We start from the raw sequence: 22245 nt of genomic DNA, 5'->3' as shown, positions 1-22245 counted from the left end.
TCTTAATCTCTATGTGTCTCAAGGTCGGATTATGGCACGTGCCAGACTCTAACTTCGAGTCTGGCTTAGGTTCAAATTTAAGCATCGATCTGTTCTGATACTTCTAACGCATCATCAACTTCTATTCCCAAGTACCTGACAGTGCTCTCTAGTTTTCTATGGCCAAGTAGAAGCTGACAGGCTCTTAAATTTTTAGTTTTTTTGTAAATTAGTGATGGTTTGGTACGTCTCATTGAATGAGTGCCATATTGAGTCTTATCTAACCCAATTGAGGTGACCCAAGAGTCAACTATACGTCCATATTGACGGGTTGAAAGGTGTTCAGAGGAATGAATTCGTGACTTAAACAAGTAATCATAAGAATTGAGAGTAAATTGCTCTATGAGCGCCACAATTGATTTCCTTGTATTTCCAGTAATTTCAAATTGAACAGGCATACCAGTCTTTTTTTGAACGACTATTGCCCGTGATTGGATTGCTTTACCATGTGCAATGTCATTAACTTTTAGTGAAACTAAATCACACCCTCTTAGTTTGCTATCTATGGCTAGGTTAAATAGTGCTAGATCTCTTATTTTATGAAAAAGTTCCAGTCGTATTCGGATAGCCCATATTTGCTGTAATTTTAGAGGTAACTTTTGTCCTACAAGCTTATTTTTATTCCAAGGCTCTTTAGGCTGATATATAGTTAACTGGTGCATTAGTTGTACTCCGGTGTTTATGGAGTTTTAAGCTTAGCTCGCTACAAAAGAATTCGGGTATGAGCGAGGAGCGGACACTGAAAAGTTAAATTTATTATTACTTCTTTGAGTAAGAGCCTAATTCTGTTCGATAACATTATTAAACGCCGCTTTGGGGAAAAATAACATGCTTAATATCTCGCTATTTTAATTACTTGTTTACAAAGGAAATTATTGGTGAAATTATCGGGGTATGTAATATACGCCGTTTTGGTGTGTTATAAACCACCAAAACGGTGTTCAATAAGCTGTTAGCCATTAATTCATACGTACGGAGTTTATATGCTTACCCATTCCTTCGAAGACCTGACTCAAACGTTTAGAGTTCTGCTTGAATCGAATCAAAGATTAAAACAATTAATTGATATTGATAGAGCAGAAGCCGTGGGTACTGTGGAAACTGCAATTAACGCAAAATTAAATGCATTCCATAATTTATATGATTTGATGGCGCAAGAATTAGGAAAGCCAGTAGATTGGTATTCAGTCCCTGAACTTTGCATAATTCTGGCAATTCGCAATGCTCGCCACCATAACAAAGCAAACAGAATTAGAAGTTTATGGAACTACCATAATCAAGTTTGTGAAAAGCCTACAAACAAAAAGAAGTATCTATACGTAAATTCTGTTGTACCTGAAGAGGAAGAAGGTGGAGGGTACTTTGATATACCTCTATCTTGGTCTGATTTAGACGATTTGTTAACTTTGCCACGAAATGAATCAAGATTGAGAGCTAATGCTAGAGATCTAATTCGTAACTATTTAAATGCAGATAAATTTGAAGAAGAGGCAAAATCTTTAGGTTTCAGTAAATCTCAAATATTTTTCAACTTTGTGCCTTTGTCTCTGAATGCAGGAATTGCATTGCACCCATTTGTGAAAGAGCATGTGACACCTGATTCAGTAGAGTCTGAATTTTTTTTACAGCACTTTGAAAATACAGCCTCAGCACTGACTAAAGAACACGACTATCAAGAGTTCACATTTTCACTACCAGAGTAAATGGCTAACAAGAGTCTAAGGTTACGACAGTCCGCAAATGGCACAGACTGTGTGAAAACTAATTTTTAATAAATTGTCTTGGGTATGTTCTTAGTTTGAAACCATTTAAGATGGTTGCGATCGATTTTTTCTCAGTATCGCAATTTTCTCCGCGCGAGCGAAACTGCTATGGCAACGCTACTCTAATTGCTTTACTTAGGCCGTTAACTCCCATAATTGTTATCATTCTTCTGAAGTTGTAAGCTAGGACATGAAGACTTATTTCTGTCCCCACGCTTTTTAAACCTCGTGTTAGTAAGTGGGTAGCTCCCATCCAGAGTTTAATTGTGCCAAAGGGGTGCTCAACAGTTTGCTTGCGATGAAGCATCAATTCAGGTTCATTCTTTAGCTTTTGAAGCATTTCTTCTGTCAGAATCTCATGCACCCACCGCCTTATTCGCCTAGGGTCTTTTTTAGAGTTAGTGCACTGACTTCTTATTTTACAATCTCGACAAGCAATGTGATTGAAGTAAACATCAAGGTATTTACCTTGCTCAAATACCTGCATTCGATTTTGAAGTTCATTACCAGCGGGGCATAAGTAAATATCTTTATTTGCATCGTATTTGAAGAGTGAGCGGTTAAATATCCCTTTCTTTTCAGAGGACGATGTATCCGTCTTGGGCATGATTGGCTCTGCACCCAAATCGATAGTATCTTTTATATCGGGCTGACTGAAGTAACCTTTATCTGCTAATACCCTTATATCTTCCTTGCGCAATGCTTTTTGTGCGAGTTTTGTCATTGACGCAAGCTGGCCTCTATCTGGCACGTTGGTCACCTCATGCGCCACTATAAGGTGGTGCTTGGTATCAACCGCACTTTGCACGTTATAACTCACAACTCTTGTAAAACCTTGAGTTTTCATTAAACGTGAATCAGGATCAGTAGTGGATATTTGCTTGTCAGGATGAGCTTCAACTTGTTCTTTAATCTCGTGTAGTTTTTTTAACTGGCTGCGAAAGTCAGCTAGCCTATCTTTTGTGGCTTTAATTTTTGTGACGTTAGCTTGCTCTTTATCGGCTTCATCAAGTAATTCAAGGTAACGTTCAATGTTCTTTTCGACTCGGTCGATGTGGAATTTAACTTTGCTTGGCGTAAAATTATTGCCTTTGTTGTTGCTAGCTTTAAACTTACTACCATCGATGGCAACAACTGGTTTCTCAAACATATTCAGACGACGGCAGACTTCAACAAACGTTTTGCACACATTTTTTATACCATCTCCGTTGTCTTTTCTAAAATCAGCAATCGTTTTAAAGTCGGGTGCCAACTTACCAAGTAGCCACATCAGTTCAATATTGCGTTGGCATTCGGTTTCTAATCGGCGGGATGATTGAATACGGTTGAGGTAACCATAAAGATACAGTTTTAATAATGTGGCTGGATGATACTTAGGGCGGCCTGTGGACTTTAAAGTTAATCCTTTAAACCCCAATTCAGCTAGATTTAGTTCCTCAATGAAAACATCAATCACTCTGACCGTATTATCTTCACTGACGTAATCTTCCAACGATTCTGGAAATAACGTTGATTGGTCACGACTTTCACCGCTTATAAACTTTGACATACTGCCTCAACCCTCAACTGAATCAATAGTCTAATTATATAAATATCAGTATATTAAGTGAACTAAATGTATAGATTAATAGATCATAAGCAGAACATACTTAGACCAAAAGGTGATCAGAGTTTTCACACAGTCTGGGCACAAAGCCGTCCTTCAGCTCTAACTCACTACTGTCCAAAAACAAGTTACTAATCAAAATCTCGCACTAAACAAACAAAAAAGCGCGGCTTACTTAAGCCGCGCTTTCTACTCATTATTCACAATTAAAGTGTGTAGCTAAAGGTTAATTTAGCATTACGCTCTTCTCCTGGCATACCGCCTAAGAACATTGCTTTTGAGTAATAGGTTTTGTTAAACAAGTTATTTAGGTTTAACTGTAGTTTCCAATCATCTGTTTGGTATTGAATGGCGGCGTCGTACACCGTGTAGCTCGGTACGTAGCCATCAGGAATACCAAACGAGGTTGAGTTTGTGCTGCGGTCATCAACATATTGCACGCCTGCGCTAATTGTCAGTGGCTCGGCTAAATTAAACCATTTAGCGTCATAGCTTAACCAGCTGCTTGCTGTTACATAAGGCACACCTTTTTGGCGAGTATCGAAAGATGATGAGTTAGGGTTTTTCTTATCGCGAGCGTCTTGATACACCGCATTTACGTTAAGTTTCCACTGCTCGTTTAAATCGGCATTTAAATCAAGTTCAACACCTTTGGTTTGCTCTTCACCATCGTAAAAGCTTTTTGGTACTGAGGCATCAGATACACCGGCTTCATAATCTGGGTTGGCATACTCAAGGTTTGTACGAGCACTATCAAATACCACCAGTGAGGCCAGTAGTTGATCGTCAAAGGCTTTTACACGCATACCAATGTCGTTACTGACTGATTCTGCGTCATCGCGGTCAGCTTCGTTACCCGACACACTACCAAGCACGCTGTAGGCTGTGCGACCTTTAGAGTGGTTTACAAAGAACGAAATATCATCGCTAAGTTTGTATGTTGCACCTAGGTTGTAGGTCATACCGCTGTCTGATGTATCTGCTTCTGGCGTTGGCTCGGCGGCACTAGCGCGGTAGCGCGCATCAACGCCAAAGTGTTCGTAGCTTTGTTTAATACGGTTGAACGCAACACCTACTCGGGTTGTGAAAGTGTCGTGAATATAGGCAACATGTTGAATACCTACACCCCAAGCTTGAACCTTTTTGTTGTAATCGCTGGTTTTTAGCGGGTCGTAATCATAAAAGCTGCCTTCGCCCCAGTTCGGGTTACGAATATCAAAAATGTAAGGTAATTGACCTTGGTAAATAACCTCTCCATCTTTATTTTTAATGACTTTGTCGGCATCGTAAATTGAGTATTGTTTAAAACGAATATCGCGGTCTTCGTAGTTGGCGTTTACAAGTAGTTCGTTATCAATACCAGCAAAGCTAAAGTCATAACGCAAGTCAGCAAAGTATTGCCATGATTTTTCGTCAGCTTCTACTTGGCGGTATTCTTGGCGGCGCGCAGCAAATGGGTATAGTACGTCATCAACTACTAATGGAGCGCGCGGGTCAGCATTGATCACGCCATTACGGTTCCAATAAACATAGTTGTAAGCACCCGTTTGGCGGGCAAAGCTCGATTCGTAATTACGGTATTGTAGTTGCTGATTTAAAAATAAATTATCAGTAATGAAGTAGTTATGAGTTAATTTAAAGCGTAGTTCTTCGCCTTCGTTATCATTCGCCATTGGCGAGATAATACCGTTATGGCCAAAGGTGTAAGGTGTTAAGCCATCATTTGCTGCCAGTGAATCTGCTAATTGCTGGCGTTGCTGATCGGTTAGTTGCAGGCCTTTTGCCGTTGCGTCGTTAATTAAATCAGCAGCGGTTACTTCACCTGCGGTTTTACCATTGACTGAGTCGCTGTTAAAAATACGAATAGGGTGGCCAATTGAATCAACGGCAATGGCATCTTTGATATAAGCGGCAGAAATCATGATGTCTTGTTTGTCGCTTAATACGTATTTTAACGCGCCATAAATTTCATCACGGTCGTCTTTTAAATCGCGGTAGCCATCGCTGCGAGCTGTTTTTGCGTTAACGCGATAAGCAAGGTTGTCGGTTAATGCTGCTGTACTATCAAAGCCTAGTGAGTAGCTATCCCATTGACCAAGCTCAGCATTAACGGTGTGCTGTTCAGTAAATTGTGGTTTCTTTTCAATCAGATTGATAACACCACCTGCGCTACCCATACCATATAAGCCCGTTGCTGGGCCTTTAAGTACTTCTACAGATTCAACATTGGTCATTGAGCGGGTTGGGTTAAAGGTGTTACCTAGGCCTGCACCGCCGTACATGCCATCGTAAGTATAGTTAGCGCCTAAACCGCGGATCACTAAGTTATCGCCAATACCGTAGTTATTACCGGCTTGGGTTACACCACTGATGTTACGTACTAAGTCTTGTAAGTTTGTTGCGCCTTGCGAGTTGATAAGCTCTTGATCAACAACCACAACTGGCGCTGGCGTTTCCATTAGGGTCATATTTGATTTAGTGGCAAGGCCAGATTCAAGTACTACACGGTTTTGTTTATCGTAAACGGTAATACGTTCAACTGAGTTTAAATCGTTGGCGGTTGCATTGAATGCGCTTAAGCAGGCTAGGGCTAAAATTGAGTATTTATGTGTCGTCATTATAGGTAATTAGTCGAAGTTTTTCGGTAATGATAATGCGATCTATTTTCATTTCAAGTTTTATTTATCTGTTTTGGGTAATTTCTCATTCTAGGCACAGGTTGTTAACAATTGGTTTTATGGTTGGTAATTTTGTTTACGATATAGATACAAGTGAGGGTTGCTGACTTCACTCATGCAAAGCCAGCATGTTAGCTTATTTAAAAACTTTGCCGTCTTTCATAACAAATTGTACATCTTCAAGTACTGCAATGTTTTCAAGCGGGTTGCCTTTAACGGCAATAATATCGGCTAAGAAACCGCTTTTTATTTGCCCAAGTTGATCATCAGCTTTAAGCAGTTTAGCGCTGTTGATAGTGGCAGATTGCAATGCTTGCAGTGGTGTCATACCAAATTCAACCATACGCGAAAACTGCTTCGCGTTATCGCCATGTGGGTAAATCGCCGCATCGGTACCAAATACCATGTTCACTCCTGCTTTTACTGCACGGCTAAAGCTATCGCGTTGCTTTTTAGATACTTGGCGTTCTTTGTTGAGGTTTTCTTCTGCAACCCCATTTTGTTCACCAAAGGCTAGGGTGTACTCAGTGTTGTAAATATCCATTGAGAACCAAGTACCGTGCTTTTTAGCAAGTTTAATGGCTTCGTCATCAACAAAACTAACGTGTTCAACACTGTCTACACCGGCAACAATGGCCGCTTTAATACCACTGGTACCATGCGCATGGGCTGCTACAGTAAGGCCACGTAAATGAGCCTCGTCAACAATGGCGTTCATTTCGTCTTGGCTATATTGTTGAATACCGACTTTTGTGCCTTTTGAGAATACACCGCCTGTTGCACAAAATTTTATGGCATTAGCACCGTACTTAATGTTTTCACGTACTTTAGCGCGCACGGCCCATGGACCATCAGCAACGCCCTCGGCGGTGTATTTCATTTCTGGTGGCAAACGGTTGTTATCGCAGTGACCGCCAGTAACACCTAACGACGGGCCTGCAGCCCAAATACGTGGGCCAACAATGTCGCCTGCGTTAATGCCATCGCGAACTGCAATCACGCTGTAGCCTTCTGCGCCTAAGTTACGCAGCGTTGTAAAACCTGCATACAGTGTTTTTTCGGCAAAGTGCGCCGCTTTGATTGCTTTACGCGGAATCGATTGACCAATTCGCTCACTGCGCGGCACGGTAGGATCGCTTGTTAAATGCACATGCATATCCATTAAACCTGGCACCAAAGTCAGCTCTGGTAATTGAACATGCTTATCGCCGTCTTTTAAATTCGGCTGTTTATTGCTTTGTACAGCTGTAATTTGACCATTATCTATACTAATAAGTGGTGATTTAATCAGTTTACCTGAATTTACATCTACCATGGCTTTTGCCGATAAGTAGGTTGTTGCATGGGTATTTAAAGAGGTTAGGCAAGTAAGGCCTAGGCTAATCGCAAGAACTGTCTTTTTCATTTTTATTCAAAATTGGTAAGTCGAGTCGCCACTCTAGCAATCAGCCTGCAAAGTGTAAATAAACTGCGATAAGTTACGGCTATACTTGCTAAATAGGGAACTAAACCCTCATAATTTACGCGTACTTAATATAAGGGCAGGGAAAGAATGAAAAACGTAAAACTAGCACTACTTAGTTCGGCAGTGATGTTTGCATTACTTGGTTGTAATGAATCAACGCCAACAAACGAAAAACCAACCACTTCGGTGAGCAAACAAGCGCCTAGCGCAAGCTCAGCTACAGAGCAACTTGATACATTACTAGCAGACTACTTTGAAGCAGGCCTAAAGTTTAATCCAATTGGCGGTACTTACATTGGCCGTAGCGAATATAACGACCAATTTATTGCACCTATTAGTAAAGCAAACCGCGACGAGCAGCTTAACTTTGTTAAAGAATACAAAAACAAACTAGCAAATATCGACAAAGCGCAATTAACGGGTCAGTCATTATTGAGCTACGAAATTCTAGCGCGCGATTTAGACCTTGCGATTGAAGGTGCTCAGTTTCCAAGTTACTTAATGCCAATTAACCAAATGGGTGGGGCGCATAATACCTTTGCTGCATTAGGTTCTGGGCAAAGTGCACAGCCTTTTAACACCGTGGAAGATTATCGAGCATTTGAAAAACGTGCTGATGGTTTCATCGCTTGGTTAGACAGTGTTGAGCAATCAATGCGCCAAGGCATGAAAGACAAAGTGGTTCTTCCTAAGCCGCTTGCTGAAAAACTATTACCACAATTTCAAACTCATATTGTAGAAAAACCAGAAGAGTCATTATTCTGGGGGCCAATTGCTCAGTTACCTGAGTCTTTCAGCGACGAACAAAAAGCACAGCTAACAAGCGCATACTCTGCGATGATCAGCGAGCGTTTAGTGCCGGCGTATCAAAAAATGGCTGACTTTTTAGCTAATGAATATATTCCAAATGCCCGTGAAAGCATTGGTTACAGCGACCTACCAAATGGTAAAGCATGGTATGAGTATCAAATCAAACAGCATACAACACTTAGCTTAAACGCCGATGAAATTCATGACATTGGCTTAAGCGAAGTATCGCGTATTTTATCTGAGATGAAAAAAGTCAAAGAGACTGTCGGTTTCGAAGGCGATTTAAAAGCGTTTTTTGAACACTTAAGAACTTCAGATGAGTTTTACTACGATACGCCAGAAGAGTTAATTGCTGCGTACGAAGCAGTAAAAGAAAAAATTGATGCTAAGCTGCCGCAAATGTTCGATATTGCGCCAAAAGCGCCATACGTTGTAAAAGCAGTTGAAGATTTCCGCGCTGAATCTGCTGCGGGTGCATCTTACCAGTCGCCAGCACCAGATGGTTCACGCCCAGGTATTTTTTATATCAATACCTTTAACTTAAAAGCACAGCCTAAGTTTTTACTTGAAACACTGTCTATTCACGAAGCAGCGCCGGGTCACCACTTTCAAATTGCCTTGCAACAAGAAATTGAAGGATTACCGCTGTTCCGTAAATTCGGTGGCTACACGGTATTTGCAGAAGGTTGGGCATTGTATGCAGAAAGCTTAGGTAAAGAGCTTGGTTTATTCACTGACCCTTACATGTGGTACGGTCGTTTATCAGATGAGCAATTACGTGCAATGCGTTTAGTGCTTGATACTGGTTTCCATGCGAAAGGTTGGACACGTCAACAAGGTATTGATTACATGTTGGCAAACTCATCAATGGCCGAAAGTGACATTATCGCCGAAGTTGAGCGTTATATTGCATGGCCGGGCCAAGCGCTATCGTACAAGTTAGGTCAGTTCAAAATTCAAGAACTACGTGACTACGCGAGCAAAGAGCTTGGTGATAAGTTCGACATTAAAGCTTTCCATACGCAAGTTCTGATTGATGGCGCATTACCTATGCCAATTCTTGAAGAGAAAATTAAGCGTTGGGTTAACGAGCAAAAGTAACACGCTAAACTTTGCGCGCATGCTGGCTTTACGCTAGAATGCGCGCTGTTTAGGGGCTTTGAGTAATACCATGTTAGAAGATCAATTTTGGCTTAAGCGCTCGCTTGAGCAAATGTCACAACCCGAATGGGAGGCCATTTGTGATGGCTGTGGTAAATGTTGTTTAAACACATTTATCGACAGCGAAGACGAAGATGAATTTACCGCAACGGATCAACTTCGCGAGGGTGAAGAACTCATCTTCACTAATATCGTTTGCCAATACCTAGACAACGACACCTGTGGTTGCAGCGAATATGAGAATCGTCAAACCTTGGTGCCTTCATGTGTAAAACTCACTAAAGAAAACCTCAAAGACATCTTTTTTATGCCGCAAAGCTGTAGCTACCGCCGCCTTTACGAAGGACGTGGTCTTGCGTCTTGGCACCCGCTACTGAACGGTGGCAGTAAAGACATGATGCATGAGCTAGGTATTTCGGTGCGTGACAAAACAGTTAAAGACTGTGATGTTGACCTAGATGACTTTGACCTTTACGTGGCCGAGTGGCCAACTAGAGACATTGATTAATGAGCGCCCTTAAAGCCAGCATTGGCTTGTTAAACCCAAAAAGCCCAACCAATGTGGGTGGCGTATTACGTGCCGCGGGTTGTTACAATGCCAAGCAGGTGTTTTTTACTGGTAGCCGCTATTTACGTGCCAATAAGTATCACACCGATACCAAAAATGTGCTTGAGCATATTCCACTAACGCAAGTTGAAAGCCTTGAGCAAGCAAAGCCTGAAGGTGCCACAACGGTGGTGATTGAGCTTGTTGAAGGTGCAACGCCGCTGCCTGAATTTAAGCACCCTGAAAACGCATTTTATGTGTTTGGCCCTGAAGATGGCTCGGTTAGTAAAGACGTGCTGAAATGGTGTGATGAAGTAGTGTATGTGCCAACCATAGGCTGTATGAACCTAGCCGCAACCTGCAATGTTGTGCTGTACGACCGACTTGCAAAGCTCGGTGGTATTGAGAGTTCAAACGACACCATTTGCAATAGTCGAGACACCAACAACTCACTTAAATGGCAACAAAAAAAGAGCGCTAAATAACGCTCTTTTTAGATTCAAACTCAAAACTACTTTTTAGTAATTTGTACGTTACTTTCAAGGCCAATACCGTTGTCGGTAATGTCTGTGGCAAAATAAACACCGACAGGTTGGTCGCGTAGCGTATCAAGCTCAGCCATTTCTTCATCAGATAATTGACCCGTTGCAGCAATCGTATCAAGCAAAGGTAATAGGATTTTTTGCACGTCGAATGCCATGTTCACAAAGCCATTTTTAGTGACACTTTGCGACTCTAAAGTCTCGGCAATTTGTGCTGATTTATCGCCCGTGAAAACCACAATATGATTGCCTTTCAGCGCCATTTTAATATCAAAGTTAAGTGGCACTGGCGATGGAATGTATTCATTGATCAACACAGCATCACCATTGGCTGGCAGTTTAATGTTAGCAAGTGGCGGTACAAAACCTTGCGCAATAGAATAAAGGCCATGGGCATCGGTTGCAGATAGAGTAACGATGGCATCAAGCTTATCAATTTGTGGGCCGTTGTAGTCATCAATGGTAAATGCAGCATCTTGAACGCTTACACTCATGCCTTGTACGCCATTTGCAAAACCCGACAGCATAGCAAGTCCAGCAGTACTCACATCTTGCATTTCATTTTGTAGTGCGACAATCGGGCCACAGTTAAACTCAGCTGATTTAATTGCACCGGTTAGCGTATTGGCCAGTGGCAGTACTTTTGCTACATCAATACCATAAGCAACGCTCATCATTTGGCCATCAAGCTGTGTGGTGTGTTTTGGTACAAAACCACGCACGGCTTGTAAAGTATTAAGTAAGTCTTGATCAGTGCTTTGCAGCACTGCTTTTACGTCAAAGTCGGCGTAGTCGGCTGTAATACGTGTTTTTGTTGTGCCTGATACTGTCGCGGGCCATTTAGCGGCAATAGCAGCAATATCATCTTGACACTGTGGTGTTGAAATCGCTGCTAAGACATTTGATTGCTGCGCTTTATCAAGAAGCTCTTTTAGCATCTGGTGTAAACGAGAGTCTTCTTTGCCTGTTACAGCATTGGCGATGCGTTGATGATCGACAAAGCCAACCGAGTTACCATCAAGCGAGAAAGTTTTAATAAGCTCAGGTAGTTTTTTAGTCTCAGCCAGTGATTGAGCTGGTTTTTCTACGCCAAGGGCAATACGTAAGTCTTGATCGTTAGAAAGCGAGGTAGTCAGCGTTAAGGTAGCCCAATTGTTGTGAGCTGATGCTATTAGGTTGAAGTTATCTAGCCCTTCAAGTTCAATGGCAAAGCGCGTGTAGCTAACGCCTTCAAGGCTTTCTGTTGTATAAGCAATACCTGCTTCATCAGCAGCTTGTTTAATACTATTGATAATACTGCTTTGATCTGCGACCTGAAAGCGCACAATAGGCATTAAACCTTGCGCATACATCATCCCTTTGTAGTCGTCACCAAAGCCCCAAATCGATTTAAAGGCATCGTAAGAGCTCAGTGATTGCTGGTATTTTTCCATCAGTGATGCAAGGAATAGGGCATTCTTATCATCAACTGTTTTAAGCTCAGCAATAACGGGCGTTAAATCGCTAGTACCTTTCATTGCATCTGGCATAAGCGCAAAATACTTGCTGTACGGAAACGGCTTAAGTTGACCATAAAAAACCGCCGTATCTGCTGGTACATAAGCAAGCTCAGGTAAATCTACATCAACACTGGCTTTGTTTTGTGAGTACAACAACGCACCTGCAACAATGGCAATCGCGCCCCCAGCTAGAAGCTTATTATTCATAGGATGAATTCCTTTTTCTTTAATTAGTTGAAAAACATACCATGAAATTTAAGCACTCTCCACTAGAGTGCTTAATAGATTTGTAAGCAATTATGAGTGGTTATAGAAGATCTTCGCCGCTAGGTAATGATGCAAAGGCACCATAACGGCTTACAGCAAAAGCGCCGGCTTTAGCAGCGTAAGCAATAGTTTGTTCAATATTAGCTTGCGTTTGGCAAAACTCTTTAAAGCTTTGTTTGTTTTCACAGTGCTGACCAATTCTAGACAGCATACCGCCAATAAAAGCGTCGCCTGCGGCAGTGGTATCAACCACTTTTGTAGCAGGTGGACTTACTTGGCCTTTAAAGTCAGCATGATAAAAGCTGATTGCTTCACCGCCATTGGTAACAAGCAAACAAGTTACACCTGCCTTTAAAATGGTATCAATGGTATGTTCCAGTGGCATTGCTTGATGGCTCTTTTGATTTAAAAACTCAAGTTCTTCAAATGATAGTTTGACGATATCTGCCAGTGAAATAACATGCCACATTCTATCTAGCGTATGGCGCATGCTTGGCCATAGGTTTTCGCGTAGATTCATATCAAAACTACAAATTGCACCGGCTTTTTTCGCCTGAGTTAAGCCATAAATAGTTGTTTGATAGATGTTGTGCTCAGTGAGACTGTTGCTGCATACATGCATAATAGCGTGACTTGCGAACATTGCATGGTCAAAGTCGTCTACGCGATACAGTAAGTCAGCTGCTGGTGGGCGATAAAAGCTAAACGAGCGCTCGCCACTTTCATCGAGTGATACAAACGCCAGCGCTGTTTTAGCAGCATCAGTGAATGTACAGTAATCAGTGTTTACCGCATGTTGGTCAAGCTCTTGTTTAATAAAGTGACCAAACATATCATCGCCTAACATGCCACAAAAGCTGGTGTTTAGGCCTAGTTTTGCAGCTGCAACAGCCACATTGGCAGGTGCGCCACCTGCGTATTTAGTAAATGATTCAGGTTGTTTACCATCTGATAAAAAGTCGATTAATGCTTCGCCAAAACACACTAAACTCATTATGCATTCCTCAAGGTTAAGGTTCTTAATACTTCGTAGCAGGCACCCATAGTATGATAGTCGGTTTTGCCTGCTGGCGATTTTTCGTCACTGTAAGGCAGATTTTCTGCTGATAAAATACGGTACCAAGCACCATATCGGTGATCTACCATATGTTGCCAACTGTACTGCCAAATTTTTTCGTACCATTGCCAATAGCTTTCATCATTTGTGGCATCAGCGAGTAGGGCTGCTGCGGCTAGTGATTCGGCCTGCACCCAAAAGTATTTATCGCTATCACAAATTTGTTTGTCTGGTGCAAAGCCATAGAAAATGCCCCCATGTTGCTGATCCCATGCAATGCTTAGAGTTTCATCAAAAAGGCTTTTCGCCCTAGTCACCAGCCAAGGTTCATCAATGTGGCGGTTCAAAATAATTAACAGTTTTGCCCACTCTGTTTGATGTCCAGGTTGAAAGCCCCATGGTCTAAATAAATGCTGCGGGTCATCTTTATTGTAATCTAAATCAATTTGCCAGTTTTTAGAGTAGTGCTCCCACACAAACTGCTGGCTGTATGCTGCTAGTTTAACTGTGAAAGTTTTGGCTAGCTCTTTCGCGCGCTCTAAATAACGCTGTTCATATGTTGCTTCAAAACACATGAGAAGAGCTTCGCATAAATGCATATTGGCATTTTGCCCTCGATACTCATCTGCACAGCTAAAATCGGCATTTTGTTCATCTAAATAGGCATTATACTTTGGTTCAAAATAGTGTTGCTCTAATAAATCCCATACTTGTGAGATAGTATTTTTACAGTCGCTAACACCAGCTTTTAAAGCAACTGCATTGGCAAGCATTACAAAGGCAAGCCCATAACAATGGTTGGTATCGTCTAAAACACTCACTTTGCCGTTGTTATCTTGTTTTATAAGCCAAGCGTAACCACCGGATGCTTGTTTATGGGCATGTTCAAGGTGGGCTAAACCATGTTTAGTGAGGCTTAAATATTCAGGGTCTTTGAACTCGATGTACGCCATTGCGTAGTTAAAAACAAAGCGTGTACTCGATACTAAATGGCGAGTGTGTTTATCGTAAATCGCGCCATTATTTTTAAAAAATTGATAAAAGCCCGCTAAGCCATGAGCTGAATAATCAACACAGTGTGGGTGATAAAAAGCAAGCGTATCTTGGATATGCTGCTTAAGAAAAGCAGAGCTTTTAAAGTTAACTGTGGCCATGGTCTATCAATAAATCTGTGTTCATCTTGCAACTATAGCAGGAAATAGAAATATTGGAACGTTCCTAGTAAATCTTTGTGCTATTTTTACTTCAATGTGTAGAATCAAAGGTAACTTGTTAACGGAGTGAAAACCACGTGAGTGAAATAAATACAAACCAATCGTTTGTCGCCGATGGTTCGCAGCAAAATAAAAATTACCTGCTACCACTGACGGCAATGACAACCCTATTCTTTTTGTGGGGTTTCATTACAGTTTTAAATGATGTGTTGATCCCGCGCTTAAAAGGGGTATTCGATTTAACCTATACAGAGGCAATGCTGGTTCAGTTTTGTTTCTTTGGTGCTTACTTTATTGTTTCGCTACCAGCGGGTATGTTGGTTAAAAAACTTGGCTATAAAAATGGCGTACTAACAGGCTTAGTCGTGGCATCAATTGGCTGTATGTTATTTTATCCTGCGGTTGTAGTGCATGAGTACTGGCTGTTCTTAGGTGCATTATTTGTACTAGCAGCGGGTGTTACCGTATTACAGGTGTCAGCTAATCCATATGTTGTGGCGTTAGGCCCTGAAAAAACAGCGTCGTCGCGTTTAAATCTTGCTCAAGCACTTAACTCCCTAGGTACAACGGTTGGACCATATGTAGGTGGTATTTTATTCTTCGGTACAGCGGGTACTTTAGCTGCAAATGCGGCAACTGCTGAATCAGTAAAAGTGCCTTACCTTATGTTAGCAGCAGCGCTATTAACTATTGCTGTTGTATTTGCATTCTTTAAACTACCAGTGATTGCAGAGCACACAGAAGAGCAAGACTGTAAAGCGAAAGGCCACAGCCTGAAAGAAGCACCACATTTAATGATGGGTGTGGTAGGTATTTTTTGTTACGTAGGTGCTGAGGTTTCTATTGGTAGTTTCTTGGTAAACTACTTCGGAGAAGAGCATATTGCTGGCCTTGAAGAGCATGCAGCTGCAAGCTTAATTGCTTACTACTGGGGCGGTGCAATGGTTGGTCGCTTTATTGGTTCTGCAGCTCTTCAGAAGATTGCACCATCAAAAGCGTTATTCTTTAATGCCATGATGGTTATTGCACTGCTGTTAGTGACTATTTTCACTGAAGGTGACTTAGCACTTTACTCTGTACTTGCGATTGGTTTATTTAACTCAATTATGTTCCCAACTATTTTCTCTGTAGCTATTGAAGGTTTAGGTTCACTCACCAGTAAAGGTTCGGGTTGGTTATGCTTAGCTATTGTAGGTGGTGCATTAGTACCATTAGTACAAGGTGTGGTTGCAGATACAGTTAACATACAACAAAGCTTCTTCGTACCAGTGATTTGTTATGGATTTATCGCTTGGTATGGCTTAAACGTTGTGCGTTTAGCTGATAGCTGGAAACAGCGCATCGGTTAAAAGTACTTTCTAATAAAAGCCCCGCACAGATTTGCGGGGTTTTTTTATGCCATTTATTTGCTACCAGGAACAAATTTAGATGACAAAATGATTTAATGAATACGTATTCAAGGGCGATTAAATCAAATCTGTTTAGGAACGTTCCAATTGATTTTTGCTGCTTTTTTATTAATGCGACTTAAGAAGTGGAATTGGCTGCCGTTAACAAAGTAATTGATTTTCAAAGAAAGCGTACTTTAATAAAAGGAACGTTTTTCTAGTTTTAGCTTAATTTTATAAGACAAAGAGCTTTAAATTTGTTAAATATAATGAGGCTAACAACGAAAAAAATAACAAACAGGTTTGTCATGCAAAGCACTCTTAAATTTACCACCAAGGTAACTGTGGCTGCATCACTGGTTTTAGTGATAGTGCTCGGTTTATTCACCATTAATAACTTCATCTCTATGCGCAGCCAAACGCAGGAGCAGCTTTCGCTTGTGCTGCAAGAGATTTCTCAGTCAGTGTCGCAAAATATAGCGAACTGGTTAAATGCCAAGTTAGCGATTGTTTCGTCAGTTGCAGACACCTATCAACTTGGTGACAGCAAAGAGCTAACACTTACACAGCTCAACACAGCTGACAAAGCTGGTAACTTTAAAAACACATATATAGGTATCACTGATGGCACATTTGTATTGAATGACCAATCGGTTGTGTTACCGCCTGACTACGATGCTACGACACGCCCGTGGTACAAACTTGTTGAAAACAAAACTAACACTGCTTTTACTGCCCCTTATATTGATGTAACAACCAATGAGCTGACTATTTCGGCTGTAGCCCCTATGCAAGCAAATGGTGTGTTTAGCGGTGTTGCAGGTGCCGATATTGATATGAAAACCATTACTAAGATAGTTAACGAAATTGACTTTTTAGGTTTTGGTTATGGTTTCTTACTTGATAGTGAAGGCCGCATTTTAAGTCACCCAGAAACTAAGTTTAACGACAAAAACATGCGCGATTTATTCGGTAAAAGCCTATCGTTACAATCTGAGTTTGTAGAAGTACAAGTTGGTGGCTTAGATAAATTAGTGTCGTTTACCAAAATTAAAGGAATTCAAAACGTTGATTGGTATCTTGGTGTGGTGATCAACGAAGAAATTGCCTATTCATCGGTCGCGTCATTTAGAAATATGGCGGCCATATATATGCTGATGGGTATAGCTGCTATTGTATTAATGATGCAGTTCTTACTTCGTTATTTAATGCGTCCAATGCAGCGCCTAAACGATGCAATTAAGGATATCGCACAAGGTGAGGGTGATTTAACCCGTCGTCTTGAGGTCGAAAACAATGATGAATTTGGTGAATTAAGTCATTACTTCAATGCTTTTATCGAAAAAATTCATACATCAATTGAGCAAGTTAAAAATACCACTGTTGAGCTTGAGCGTTTAGTTGAAAGTTTAGTGAACCAAACTCAAGGTACGCTCGATATGTATGCAGACCAAACAAAACGTACTGACAACGTTGCAACCGCAATCAACGAACTTACCTCTAGCGCGGTAGAAATCTCAAATAGTGCAAGTAATGCATCTAGCCTTGCGACCAGTGCGAATAGCCAGTCACTACAAAGCCAATCTGCGTTAGCTGATAACTTAACTGCTATAAATGCCTTGTCTCGTAATATGGAGCAAGCACAAAAAACGATTAATAGTTTAGATGCGCACACTGTAAGCATTGGTCAAGTACTTGAAGTGATTAAAGGTGTAAGTGAGCAAACTAATTTATTAGCGCTTAATGCTGCTATTGAAGCGGCCCGCGCAGGTGAAGCTGGTCGAGGTTTTGCGGTTGTTGCTGACGAAGTTAGGCAACTAGCACACCGAACACAGCAATCAACGCAAGAAATAGAAGACACTATTTCTCAGTTACAACAAGGCTCTGCGTCTGCGGTTGAAGTAATGACTGCAAGTATTCGTGACAGCGAAAAGAGTGTTGAACAAGCTCATGTAGCGGGTGATAAAATGGCTGAGGTGACGCGTGCTATCGAATCAATCGATGAAGTGAACCACAGTGTAGCGAATGCCACCACAGAGCAAAACCAAGTAATTCAAAGTTTAGACAGTGATATACACTCAATTAGTGAGCTTTCTAATCAAGGTAAGAGTAATCTTAATAACACCTTGAATGAGTGTACAAAATTAAAAGCCCAGTTCTATGAGCTTGAAAAATTGGTACTTAAATTTAAAGTTTAGTTTTAAGAGACTGCAATTTTGGATCAAAACTGGCTTAATGCCATTAATTTAAATAGTGTCGACACGGCGGATAAACAACGCCGTGCCTTCACGCTGTTTACAATGGCTTTTTTTGCCATTGTATTAATCACATCCTTAGTATTATCTAACTATCAAATTTATGCCTTACCGTTAACTATTATGTTAGTGGTCAGTGATGTGACTATTGTGCTGTGCATGTTTTATTACTTTCGCACTGGCGCTTTGGTGTCTGTTAGTTGCATTATATTGTCTATTATTCTGTTGCTCTGCGTGGCATTGGTATATACCGGTGGCAAAGAGAATACCGCTTTATATTGGCTGATGTTTTACCCTATTGTGGCTTATGTCACCTTAGGTTTAAAAGTTGGCAGTGTATTGGTTATTATTATGTATAGCAGTGCGGTTGCTTTGTTATTTACCCCTAATTTTGGTCAAGCGCATTATGGGCAAGTTGAAACCTCACGCTTTATAGCCTCTTTCACAATGGTGATATTGTTTTCTGCGATTAGCGAATACTTTAGACAAAAAAGCCATCAAAAAATTGCTGATATTACCTTAATAGAAAAGCGCGATGCGTTGACAGATCCACTTACTGGCCTTGCGAATCGTCGTTATATTTATGAGCATATTCAGCCTCGTCTTGAAGCCGAAGCGGCTAACTATTTACCGATGTCGATATTATTAATTGATTTAGATAACTTTAAATCAATTAACGATAGTTATGGCCATGATTTTGGTGATCAGGCATTAATAGCGTTTACCTCTATGATGCATGATAAATTACGTGGCACAGATATTAAAGCGCGCTATGGTGGCGAAGAATTCATTATTTTACTGCCTAAAGCTGGACTCAATATAGCTCATGCCGTGGCCGAAAAGCTGCGTAGTTATGTCGCTCAAAAACAGATCCCCTTCGATGTTGGGCAGTCTGTGACAATCACATGTAGTATCGGAATTGCCAGCCTAGAACGTGGTAGTCAATTTAGTAAAGCGATTAAACAAGCTGATGACAACCTTTATAAAGCTAAAGCAAAAGGGCGTAATGTCGTGGTTTCTGATTTAACCGAGATAAGCTAAATGGCAAGGTTAATTTATGTTTACGACCCTATGTGTAGTTGGTGTTGGGGCTATAGAGAAACTTGGTTAAAGCTTCAAGCAGCCCTTGGTGATAAACTTGCTATTGAATATAGAGTGGGCGGCCTTGCTCCTGATTCCGATGAGCCAATGCCTATAGATATGCAACAGTTTTTACAGCAAACATGGCTGCGAATTGAGCAGCAACTTGGTACACCATTTAATCATGAGTTTTGGCACACTGCTAAACCACGTCGCTCTACTTACCCAGCATGTAGAGCTGTGATTGTTGCAAGGCAGCACGAAAAAGAGCAGGAGATGCTTTATGCCATTCAAAAAGCCTATTACTTAAATGCACAAAACCCGTCAGACATAAGCACACTTGTGCTCCTTGCTGAGCAAATAGGTTTAGAAAAAAGCACATTTATAAAAGAAATTGAAAGTGAAAACATACATTCTTTATTAATGGCCGAAATAAACCAAGCTAGAAGCTTACCTATCCAAGGCTTTCCGTCTTTAGTTATTGAAAATAAAGGGAACTACCACGCTATCCCTGTTAACTATCTAGACTGGGAAAGCACTTATCAACAGATCGTTTCCCATATTTAGTTCCCAAAACCCTGCAAGTTTTGCCTTATCTTTGCGCAATATAAACTAATTGTTACAGCTGTCATAATTTTGTATTTTTTACGCAACACGCTTGTCATTTTTCACCGTTATCCTTTCGCACATTAAAACAACCCCACTAGTAAATTAAGCTAACTTAACGAGTAAAGGTGTATGCGATGAAAGGCGTTAAACCACTGATTTTAGCAGGTATTGTAGCGGCATCTGCGGCGGTACATGCAAACGATCTAGATAAAGTAATTGATAAAAGCAGCGAGATAAACAAATCTGCAGCGCAATCACAAACTAAAATCGACAAGATTGCAGATTCAATGCAAGGTCGTTTACAACAATTCAAAGCTCTTAATAAAGAAATTGAAGGCTTAACTGTTTATAACGCGCAACTTACCAAGCAGTTAAACAACCAAATTGCTGAAATGGACGCGTTAAATGAGTCAATGGATCAGGTATCAGTTATCGAGCGTCAAATTACGCCGTTAATGATGCGCATGATCACGGGCCTGGAACAATTTGTTGCACTAGACGTGCCTTTCTTAACTGAAGAACGAAGCAAACGTATCGCATCATTAAAAGAAATGATGGACCGCGCAGATATCACTTCAAGTGAAAAATTCCGCCGTTTACTTGAAGCTTACCAAGTAGAGGTTGATTACGGTCGCACTATCGAAGCGTATACATCATTACTTAATGTAGATGGTCAAGAGCGCGAAGTCGATTTCTTACGCATTGGTCGCTTAGAACTTATTTATTTAACACGCGACGGCAAAAAAGCAGGTAGCTGGGATAAAGAAACAAAATCGTTTGTTGAGTTACCAGATTCTGCAATCAGCCAAATTAACAAAGGTTTACGCATTGCTCGTAAGCAACTTGCCCCAGATATGTTAACACTGCCAGTCCACGCTGCTGAATAAGAGGTTTGAGATGAAATTATTAACGAAAATGACAAAAATGGCCGTATTTGCAGCTGGCCTTGGTTTTGCTGGTAGCAGCCTAGCGGCTGAGCCAATGGATTTAGATTCATTACTAAAAACATTAGAGCAAGGTAACGCACAGCAAAGCGCTGAGAATAAACAACGTGAACAAGAGTTCATGGCGCGTCAAAACGAACAAGTACAAATGCTTAAAGATACACAAGCAAAGTGTACTGCAATGTTAAATGAGTCAGAGCGCTTAGAAACTCAGTTTGAAGAAAATGAAGTAAAGCTAGCTAACTTAACTGACACGCTTTCAAACCGTATGGGTTCACTTAAGGAACTTTTCGGTGTGTTACAACAAGTCGCGGGTGATTCAAGTAACAAATTTATGACGTCAGTTGTTTCTGCAGAGCTACCTGGACGCAGTAACTTCATGGATGAGCTGGCACAAAAAATGGGTTCAACGTCAAAGCTTGCTTCAATCGATGATATCGAAAAAGTATGGTTTGAATTACAACGTGAAATGACCGAACAAGGTAAAGTATCACGCTTTACAACTGATGTTATCGTTGAAGGTGGCAGCAAAGCACAAAAAGAAGTGGTGCGTGTTGGTGCATTTAACTTAATCGCAGACGGTAAATACCTAGAGTACACACCTGCTACGAATACAATCAGCCAGCTTACACGTCAGCCAAGCAGCCGTTACACAGCAACTGCTACTGATCTGCAACAAGCAAATTCGGGTGTTGTTCAGTTCGCTCTTGACCCAACAGGTGGTTCTATCTTAGGTCTTTTAGTACAAGCTCCTGACACTGAAGAGCAAGTTCACCAAGGTGGTACTGTAGGTTATATCATCTTAGGTGTTGGTCTAATTGCTCTACTCATCGCACTTGAGCGCTTTGTATCACTGATGATTATGGGTAGCAAAATCCGTCGTCAGCTTAAAGACACCGTTGCACGTGATGACAACCCACTTGGCCGTGTAATGAAAGTGAAAGATCAGTACCCAGATGTAGCGTACGACACACTTGAGCTAAAATTAAGCGAAGCAATCATTCGTGAAATGCCGAAAATAACCCGTAACCTGACGCTAATTAAGATTATCTCTGTGGTAGCCCCGCTACTTGGTCTACTAGGTACGGTAACGGGTATGATTAACACTTTCCAAGCTATTACTTTGTTCGGTACAGGTGACCCTAAACTAATGGCGGGTGGTATTTCTCAGGCACTTGTAACAACTGTACTTGGTCTGGTTGTGGCTATCCCAACAGTATTCTTATACACACTTCTTAACACGCGTTCTAAAAATATGTTGTTGATTTTACAAGAGCAAAGCGCAGGTATTATCGCAGAACGAAGCGAGAAAGGAGCATAA

General features: G+C 41.1%; 17 protein-coding genes. 10 read left to right on the top strand and 7 right to left on the bottom strand.

The window, feature by feature from the left end:
* Window positions 1-77 precede the first annotated feature (77 nt).
* Window positions 78-701 carry a tyrosine-type recombinase/integrase gene (locus EVU92_RS18045; RefSeq protein WP_004589486.1) on the bottom strand — a complete coding sequence of 208 codons (624 nt, stop codon included), beginning with the start codon at window positions 699-701 and terminating at the stop codon, window positions 78-80.
* A gap of 321 nt (window positions 702-1022) precedes the next feature.
* Between EVU92_RS18045 and EVU92_RS18040 the strand changes: the two genes are divergently transcribed.
* Window positions 1023-1742, top strand: coding sequence for a hypothetical protein (locus tag EVU92_RS18040; RefSeq protein WP_058155173.1), 720 nt, complete (start codon window positions 1023-1025; stop codon window positions 1740-1742).
* Window positions 1743-1908: 166 nt separating this feature from the next.
* Here the strand turns inward: EVU92_RS18040 and EVU92_RS18035 are convergent, their stop codons facing one another.
* The 3 genes from EVU92_RS18035 to EVU92_RS18025 all read right to left on the bottom strand — a co-directional run bounded on the left by EVU92_RS18035 (window position 1909) and on the right by EVU92_RS18025 (window position 7491).
* Window positions 1909-3351, bottom strand: a complete 1443-nt coding sequence (locus EVU92_RS18035; protein ID WP_069439015.1) for an IS1182 family transposase — start codon at window positions 3349-3351, stop codon at window positions 1909-1911.
* A 263-nt stretch (window positions 3352-3614) separates the two neighbouring features.
* Window positions 3615-6026: a TonB-dependent receptor gene (locus EVU92_RS18030; RefSeq protein WP_130052570.1), complete on the bottom strand. Its 2412-nt coding sequence runs from the start codon at window positions 6024-6026 to the stop codon at window positions 3615-3617.
* 196 nt (window positions 6027-6222) lie between these two features.
* Window positions 6223-7491, bottom strand: a complete 1269-nt coding sequence (locus EVU92_RS18025) for an amidohydrolase family protein (protein WP_130052569.1) — start codon at window positions 7489-7491, stop codon at window positions 6223-6225.
* Between the two features lie 147 nt (window positions 7492-7638).
* On the opposite strand from EVU92_RS18025, the gene EVU92_RS18020 reads away from it, so the two are divergent.
* From EVU92_RS18020 to EVU92_RS18010, 3 genes are all read left to right on the top strand, one after another.
* A complete protein-coding gene (locus tag EVU92_RS18020; protein ID WP_130052568.1) occupies window positions 7639-9462 on the top strand; it encodes a DUF885 domain-containing protein in 1824 nt (607 codons plus the stop codon).
* Between the two features lie 70 nt (window positions 9463-9532).
* Window positions 9533-10030, top strand: a complete 498-nt coding sequence (locus tag EVU92_RS18015) for a YcgN family cysteine cluster protein (RefSeq protein ID WP_130052567.1) — start codon at window positions 9533-9535, stop codon at window positions 10028-10030.
* A complete protein-coding gene (locus tag EVU92_RS18010; RefSeq protein ID WP_054552060.1) occupies window positions 10030-10554 on the top strand; it encodes an RNA methyltransferase in 525 nt (174 codons plus the stop codon). Before EVU92_RS18015 ends, EVU92_RS18010 begins: the two co-directional genes overlap by 1 nt.
* A gap of 26 nt (window positions 10555-10580) precedes the next feature.
* On the opposite strand, the gene EVU92_RS18005 is transcribed toward EVU92_RS18010, so the two are convergent.
* From EVU92_RS18005 to EVU92_RS17995, 3 genes are all read right to left on the bottom strand, one after another.
* Window positions 10581-12317, bottom strand: coding sequence for a hypothetical protein (locus tag EVU92_RS18005; RefSeq protein WP_130052566.1), 1737 nt, complete (start codon window positions 12315-12317; stop codon window positions 10581-10583).
* Between the two features lie 100 nt (window positions 12318-12417).
* Window positions 12418-13371, bottom strand: a complete 954-nt coding sequence (locus tag EVU92_RS18000) for a carbohydrate kinase (protein WP_130052565.1) — start codon at window positions 13369-13371, stop codon at window positions 12418-12420.
* Window positions 13371-14588 (bottom strand): AGE family epimerase/isomerase, encoded by a 1218-nt coding sequence (locus tag EVU92_RS17995; RefSeq protein ID WP_130052563.1) that lies wholly within the window; start codon window positions 14586-14588, stop codon window positions 13371-13373. Before EVU92_RS17995 ends, EVU92_RS18000 begins: the two co-directional genes overlap by 1 nt.
* Window positions 14589-14725: 137 nt before the next feature.
* On the opposite strand from EVU92_RS17995, the gene EVU92_RS17990 reads away from it, so the two are divergent.
* From EVU92_RS17990 to EVU92_RS17970, 6 genes are all read left to right on the top strand, one after another.
* Window positions 14726-15997: a sugar MFS transporter gene (locus EVU92_RS17990; RefSeq protein ID WP_130052561.1), complete on the top strand. Its 1272-nt coding sequence runs from the start codon at window positions 14726-14728 to the stop codon at window positions 15995-15997.
* A gap of 347 nt (window positions 15998-16344) precedes the next feature.
* The gene (locus tag EVU92_RS17985) at window positions 16345-18234 is read left to right on the top strand and encodes a methyl-accepting chemotaxis protein (RefSeq protein WP_130052559.1); all 1890 of its coding nucleotides are present in this window, start codon (window positions 16345-16347) and stop codon (window positions 18232-18234) included.
* Between the two features lie 18 nt (window positions 18235-18252).
* On the top strand, window positions 18253-19332 hold the full coding sequence (locus EVU92_RS21645; protein WP_239976781.1) for a diguanylate cyclase: 1080 nt from the start codon (window positions 18253-18255) through the stop codon (window positions 19330-19332).
* Entirely contained in the window at window positions 19333-19938 is a 606-nt protein-coding gene (locus EVU92_RS21640; RefSeq protein WP_167658882.1) for a DsbA family protein, read from the top strand.
* A 176-nt stretch (window positions 19939-20114) separates the two neighbouring features.
* A complete protein-coding gene (locus EVU92_RS17975; protein ID WP_130052557.1) occupies window positions 20115-20867 on the top strand; it encodes a DUF3450 domain-containing protein in 753 nt (250 codons plus the stop codon).
* Window positions 20868-20877: 10 nt separating this feature from the next.
* Complete coding sequence (locus tag EVU92_RS17970) at window positions 20878-22245, top strand: MotA/TolQ/ExbB proton channel family protein (protein ID WP_130052555.1); 1368 nt, start codon at window positions 20878-20880, stop codon at window positions 22243-22245.

The sequence above is a fragment of the Pseudoalteromonas sp. MEBiC 03485 genome (assembly GCF_004195145.1).
Taxonomy (GTDB): domain Bacteria; phylum Pseudomonadota; class Gammaproteobacteria; order Enterobacterales; family Alteromonadaceae; genus Pseudoalteromonas; species Pseudoalteromonas apostichopi.
Note: the sequence above shows the minus strand (reverse complement) of the source record. Positions and strands in the feature narration are given on the sequence as shown.

What these genes read in the sequence shown, in the direction of transcription:
- EVU92_RS18035 (WP_069439015.1), bottom strand. Translation starts at nt 3,351, where the DNA reads ATGTCAAAGTTTATAAGCGGTGAAAGTCGTGACCAATCAACGTTATTT.
- EVU92_RS21640 (WP_167658882.1), top strand. Translation starts at nt 19,333, where the DNA reads ATGGCAAGGTTAATTTATGTTTACGACCCTATGTGTAGTTGGTGTTGG.
- EVU92_RS18025 (WP_130052569.1), bottom strand. Translation starts at nt 7,491, where the DNA reads ATGAAAAAGACAGTTCTTGCGATTAGCCTAGGCCTTACTTGCCTAACC.
- EVU92_RS17985 (WP_130052559.1), top strand. Translation starts at nt 16,345, where the DNA reads ATGCAAAGCACTCTTAAATTTACCACCAAGGTAACTGTGGCTGCATCA.
- EVU92_RS18020 (WP_130052568.1), top strand. Translation starts at nt 7,639, where the DNA reads ATGAAAAACGTAAAACTAGCACTACTTAGTTCGGCAGTGATGTTTGCA.
- EVU92_RS18040 (WP_058155173.1), top strand. Translation starts at nt 1,023, where the DNA reads ATGCTTACCCATTCCTTCGAAGACCTGACTCAAACGTTTAGAGTTCTG.
- EVU92_RS18045 (WP_004589486.1), bottom strand. Translation starts at nt 701, where the DNA reads ATGCACCAGTTAACTATATATCAGCCTAAAGAGCCTTGGAATAAAAAT.
- EVU92_RS18030 (WP_130052570.1), bottom strand. Translation starts at nt 6,026, where the DNA reads ATGACGACACATAAATACTCAATTTTAGCCCTAGCCTGCTTAAGCGCA.
- EVU92_RS17970 (WP_130052555.1), top strand. Translation starts at nt 20,878, where the DNA reads ATGAAATTATTAACGAAAATGACAAAAATGGCCGTATTTGCAGCTGGC.
- EVU92_RS17975 (WP_130052557.1), top strand. Translation starts at nt 20,115, where the DNA reads ATGAAAGGCGTTAAACCACTGATTTTAGCAGGTATTGTAGCGGCATCT.
- EVU92_RS18005 (WP_130052566.1), bottom strand. Translation starts at nt 12,317, where the DNA reads ATGAATAATAAGCTTCTAGCTGGGGGCGCGATTGCCATTGTTGCAGGT.
- EVU92_RS18000 (WP_130052565.1), bottom strand. Translation starts at nt 13,371, where the DNA reads ATGAGTTTAGTGTGTTTTGGCGAAGCATTAATCGACTTTTTATCAGAT.
- EVU92_RS18015 (WP_130052567.1), top strand. Translation starts at nt 9,533, where the DNA reads ATGTTAGAAGATCAATTTTGGCTTAAGCGCTCGCTTGAGCAAATGTCA.
- EVU92_RS17995 (WP_130052563.1), bottom strand. Translation starts at nt 14,588, where the DNA reads ATGGCCACAGTTAACTTTAAAAGCTCTGCTTTTCTTAAGCAGCATATC.
- EVU92_RS18010 (WP_054552060.1), top strand. Translation starts at nt 10,030, where the DNA reads ATGAGCGCCCTTAAAGCCAGCATTGGCTTGTTAAACCCAAAAAGCCCA.